Origin of the sequence: Pseudomonas sp. NFACC32-1 (genome assembly GCF_900101215.1) — a bacterium.
Taxonomy (GTDB): Bacteria; Pseudomonadota; Gammaproteobacteria; order Pseudomonadales; family Pseudomonadaceae; genus Aquipseudomonas.
This window is the reverse complement of record NZ_FMUL01000035.1, coordinates 1-5,005: the sequence shown is the minus strand read 5'-3', so window position 1 is coordinate 5,005 and position 5,005 is coordinate 1. Positions and strand designations below refer to the sequence as shown.

Here is a 5,005-nt window from a genome sequence, read left to right as displayed (position 1 = left end):
CCGAACAGGGCGACCCCTACGTGCTTCAATCGCAGTTCGCCTTCGATACGCTCGAGCGTTTCGAAGCGTTCGTCGAGGCGTTGCAGGTGGTGATCGATCGCCATGACATCCTGCGCACCAGCGTGGTCTGGGAAGGCCTGGACGAGCCGCTGCAAGTAGTCTGGCGCCAGGTGCGGCTGGAGCCGCAACGCTTCGAGCCCGAGGCCACCGCCGGTGACGTCGCCACGCAACTGGCGACCCGCTTCGATGCGCGGCACTACCGCCTGGATCTGCGTCGGGCGCCGATGCTGCAACTGGTCCATGCCCGGGACGAGGCCCAGGATCGCTGGGTGGCGATCCTGCTGTTCCACCACATGGCCCTGGACCATACGGCCCTGGACGTGATGCAGCATGAAATGCAACTGCTGTTGTTGGGGCAGGGGGCGCAGTTGGGTGAGGCGATGCCTTATCGCAACTACGTGGCCCAGTCACGGCTGGGCGCGAGCGAAGCGGAGCACGAAGCCTTTTTCCGCGAGATGCTCGGCGATATCGACGAGCCAACCTTGCCATTCGGTTTGCAGGACGTGCAGGGCGACGGGCACGGTATCGATGAAATCCGCCAGGCCGTAGACCCGGCGTTGTCCCGGCGCCTGCGGGTGCAGGCACGCCAGTTGGGTGTCAGTGCCGCCAGCCTGGTGCATCTGGCCTGGGCCCAGGTACTGGGCAAGGTGTCCGGCCGGCACGAGGTCGTCTTCGGCACGGTGCTGTTGGGCCGGCTGCAGGGGGGCCAGGGCGCCGACCGTGCATTGGGCATGTTCATCAACACCTTGCCGTTGCGGGTGGATGTAGGCGCCGAGGATGTCAGGGCCGGAGTCAAGGCGACCCATGCCCGGCTGACGGACCTGCTGGGCCATGAGCATGCCTCCCTGGCCCTGGCCCAGCGTTGCAGTGGCGTGGCGGCCCCGACGCCGCTGTTCAGCGCTTTGCTCAACTACCGGCACAGCGCGGTCGTGGTGGACCAGGATGCGCGCTCGGCCTGGAACGGGATCGAGGCACTGAACGGCGACGAACGCACCAACTATCCGCTGACGCTGAACGTCGACGACCTGGGTGAGGATTTTTCCCTCACGGCCCTGGTGGATTCGTCCATCGGTGCGGCGCGCATCTGCGGTTATATGCAGATGGCCCTGGGCAGCCTGGTCGAGGCCCTGGAGCAGGCGCCGCAGACGCCGTTGCAGGCCTTGTCCATCCTGCCGGCGGCCGAGCGCCAGCAATTGCTCGATGCCTGCAACCGCTGCGACGTCGAATACGCCGGGGATGCCCTGATCCATCGCCAATTCGAAGCCTGGGCCGCGACTCAACCTGACGCGACGGCCGTGGTCCATGAGGACCAGGCGCTCACCTATGCCCAGCTCAATGCGCAAGCCAACCAATTGGCCCATCGTCTGTTGGCCTTGGGGATCCGTCCGGATGACCGGGTGGCGATCTGCGCCGAGCGTGGGCTGGAGATGATCGTCGGCCTGCTGGGCATCCTCAAGTCCGGCGCCGGCTATGTGCCGCTGGACCCGGCCTATCCGGCCGAGCGCCTGGCCTACATGCTGCACGACAGCCGTCCGGCGGCCCTGGTGACCCAACCGCAATGCCGCGACAACCTGCCGCCCATGACCATCCCGGCCATCGTGCTCGATCCGCTGGATATCGATGAGCCAGCCAAGCAACCGCCCCACAACCCCGATGTGCCGGAGCTGGACGCCAGCCACCTGGCCTACGTGATCTACACCTCCGGCTCCACCGGCCTGCCCAAGGGGGTGATGGTGGAGCATCGCAACGTGGCGCGGCTGTTCTCGGCCACCCGACCCTGGTTCGATTTCGGTCCCCAGGACGTCTGGGCCCTGTTCCATTCCTTCGCCTTCGACTTCTCGGTCTGGGAAATCTGGGGCGCGCTGACCCACGGCGGCCGCCTGCTGGTGGTGCCGCAACTGGTCAGCCGTTCACCGCAATACTGCTATGCGCTGTTGTGCGAGGCCGGGGTGACCATCCTCAACCAGACGCCGAGTGCCTTCCGCCAACTGATCGCGGCCCAGGGCGAAAGCGAGCTCAGGCACAGCCTGCGCCAGGTGATCTTCGGCGGCGAAGCCTTGGAAACCGGCATCCTCAAGCCGTGGTATGCCCGGGAGATCAACGCCGGCACGCAACTGGTGAACATGTACGGCATCACCGAAACCACCGTGCACGTGACTTACCACGCACTGAGCGCGGACGACGCGCAGCGGGTCGGTGTCAGCCCCATCGGCAAGCGCATTCCCGACCTGCAGTTGTATGTGCTCGACCCCCAGCGCGAACCGGTGCCGGTGGGCGTGGTGGGAGAGATGTACGTGGGCGGCGCGGGCGTCAGCCGGGGTTATCTGAACCGCGACGAACTGACCGCCGAACGTTTCCTGGACAACCCGTTCAGTGCCGAACCGAACGCGCGGATGTACCGCACCGGCGACCTGGGTCGCTGGCTGGCCGACGGCAGCATCGAATACCTGGGCCGCAACGACGACCAGGTGAAGATCCGTGGTTTCCGCATCGAACTGGGCGAGATCGAAGCCAAGCTGGCTGCATGCAACGGGGTACGTGAAGCCGTGGTGCTGGCGCGCCAGGACAGCCCAGGCGACCAGCGCCTGGTGGCCTACGTGATCGCCGAGGAAGGCGAGCCTCCCACGGCGGCCGAGCTGCGCGCAGAGCTGCTGGGTTCCCTGGCCGAATACATGGTGCCCAGCGCCTTCGTGATGCTGACGGTGTTCCCACTGACCACCAACGGCAAGCTCGACCGCAAGGCCTTGCCGGTGCCCGACCAGTCGGCGGTGGTGAGCCGCGAATACGAAGCGCCGCAAGGGGAAATCGAGACCGCCATCGCCGCAATCTGGCAGGACCTGCTGCAGCTGGAGCGGGTCGGTCGCCATGATCATTTCTTCGAACTGGGGGGCCATTCCCTGCTGGCGGTGAAACTGATCGAGCGCATGCGCCAGATCGACCTGGCGGCCGACGTGCGCGTGCTGTTCGGCCAACCCACCCTGGCGGCCCTGGCGGCGGCCGTGGGCGGCCGTCATGAGATCCGCGTGCCGGCCAATGTCATTCCCGACGACTGCTCGCGAATCACCCCGGACATGCTGCCCCTGGCCGACCTGGACCAGGATGGCATCGACCGTGTGCTGGCAACGGTGCCGGGGGGCGTGGCCAACGTACAGGACATCTATGCCCTGGCTCCGCTACAGGAAGGCATCCTGTATCACCACCTCGCCGCCGCCCAGGGCGACCCCTATCTGCAATACATTCTGTTCGCTTTCGACAGCCGCTCGCGGCTGGAAGATTTTGCCAATGCCCTGCAAGGCGTGGTGTCCCGGCACGATATCCTGCGCACGGCGGTGGTGTGGGAAGGCCTGGACGAGCCGGTGCAGGTGGTCTGGCGCGAAGCGCCGCTGGGCCTCGAAGAGGTGGCGCTGGACCCGGCGGCGGGGGATATCGCCGAGCAACTGCGGACTCACCTGGACCCCCGTCATTACCGCCTGGATATCCGCCAGGCGCCGATGATGCGCCTGGGGTATGCCGAAGACGCGGCAAACGCTCGTTGGGTGGGCATGTTGCTGTTCCATCACATGGTGGATGACGCGACGTCCCTGGGCATGCTCACCGCGGAAATCGAGGCCCATGTGGTGGGGCGCGGGCATTCGCTGCCGGCGTCGGTGCCCTACCGCAATTACGTGGCCCAGGCGCGACTGGGCGTCAGCCGCGAGGAGCACGAAGCGTTTTTCCGGGAGATGCTCGGCGATGTGAGCGAACCGACGCTGCCGTTCGGCTTGCAGGATGTGCAGGGCGACGGGCATGGGATCGAGGAGGTCCGGCAGCGGGTCGATGCGGCGCTGTGCAAACGCCTGCGAGTCCAGGCCCGGCAGCTCGGGGTGAGCGCGGCGAGCCTGTATCACCTGGCCTGGGCCCAGGTGCTGGGCCGTGTGTCGGGCAAGGACGATGTGGTGTTCGGTACGGTGTTGCTGGGCCGGATGCAGGGCGGCGAGGGCGCCGACCGGGCGCTGGGAATGTTCATCAACACCCTGCCGCTGCGGGTGGACCTGGGCAGCCAGGGTGTAAGGGCCGGGGTCAAGGCGACCCACGCTCGCTTGTCCGCATTGCTGGGGCACGAGCACGCCTCGCTGGTCCTGGCCCAGCGTTGCAGCGGCGTGACCGCACCGGCGCCGCTGTTCAGCGCACTGCTGAACTATCGGCATCTCGGTGCGCAGACAGCCACCAGCGAAGCCATCGCCGCCTGGGACGGTATCCAGGTGCTGGATGGCGAAGAGCGCACCAACTATCCGCTGACATTGTCGGTGGACGACCTGGGCGAAGATTTCAACCTGACGGTCATGGCCCAGGCGCCGATCGGTGCAGGGCGAGTCTGCAATTATGTGCAGACCGTGCTGGAAAACCTGGTCGAGGCACTGGAGCAGACGCCGCTGGCCCCGTTGAACGGGTTGCGGATCCTGCCGCAGGCCGAGCGTCGCCAACTGCTGGAGACCTGGAATGCGTCGCCGGCGACCTACCCCCATGACGCGTTGATCCACGGGCAGGTGGAGGCCTGCGCCGCAGCCCGGCCCGATGCGCTGGCGGTGCGGTTCGAGGACCGTTCGCTGACCTATGGCGAACTCAACGCCCGGGCCAACCAGGTGGCCCATCACCTGTTGTCCCTGGGCATTCGCCCCGATGACCGGGTGGCGATCTGCGTCGAGCGTGGGCTGGACATGATCGTCGGCCTGCTGGGTATCCTCAAGTCCGGTGCCGGCTATGTACCGCTGGATCCGGCCTATCCGGCCGAGCGCCTGGCCTTCATGCTGCATGACAGCACGCCGGTGGCGGTGCTCACCCAGGCCGCGACACGCCAATGCCTGGCAGATGTGACGGTTCCGGTGATCGATCTGGACCGTGCTGAATGGCCGGAAGCGTCCCTGGGCAACCCCCAGGTGGCGGGCCTGGATTCCAGCCACCTGGC

At 66.7% G+C, this 5,005-nt stretch carries 1 protein-coding gene; it reads left to right on the top strand.

Features of this window, described 5'->3' with window-relative positions; translation table 11 throughout:
- Positions 1–5,005 (top strand): non-ribosomal peptide synthetase (locus tag BLP99_RS25930; protein WP_143007993.1); only part of this gene is annotated, 5,005 nt, incomplete at both ends.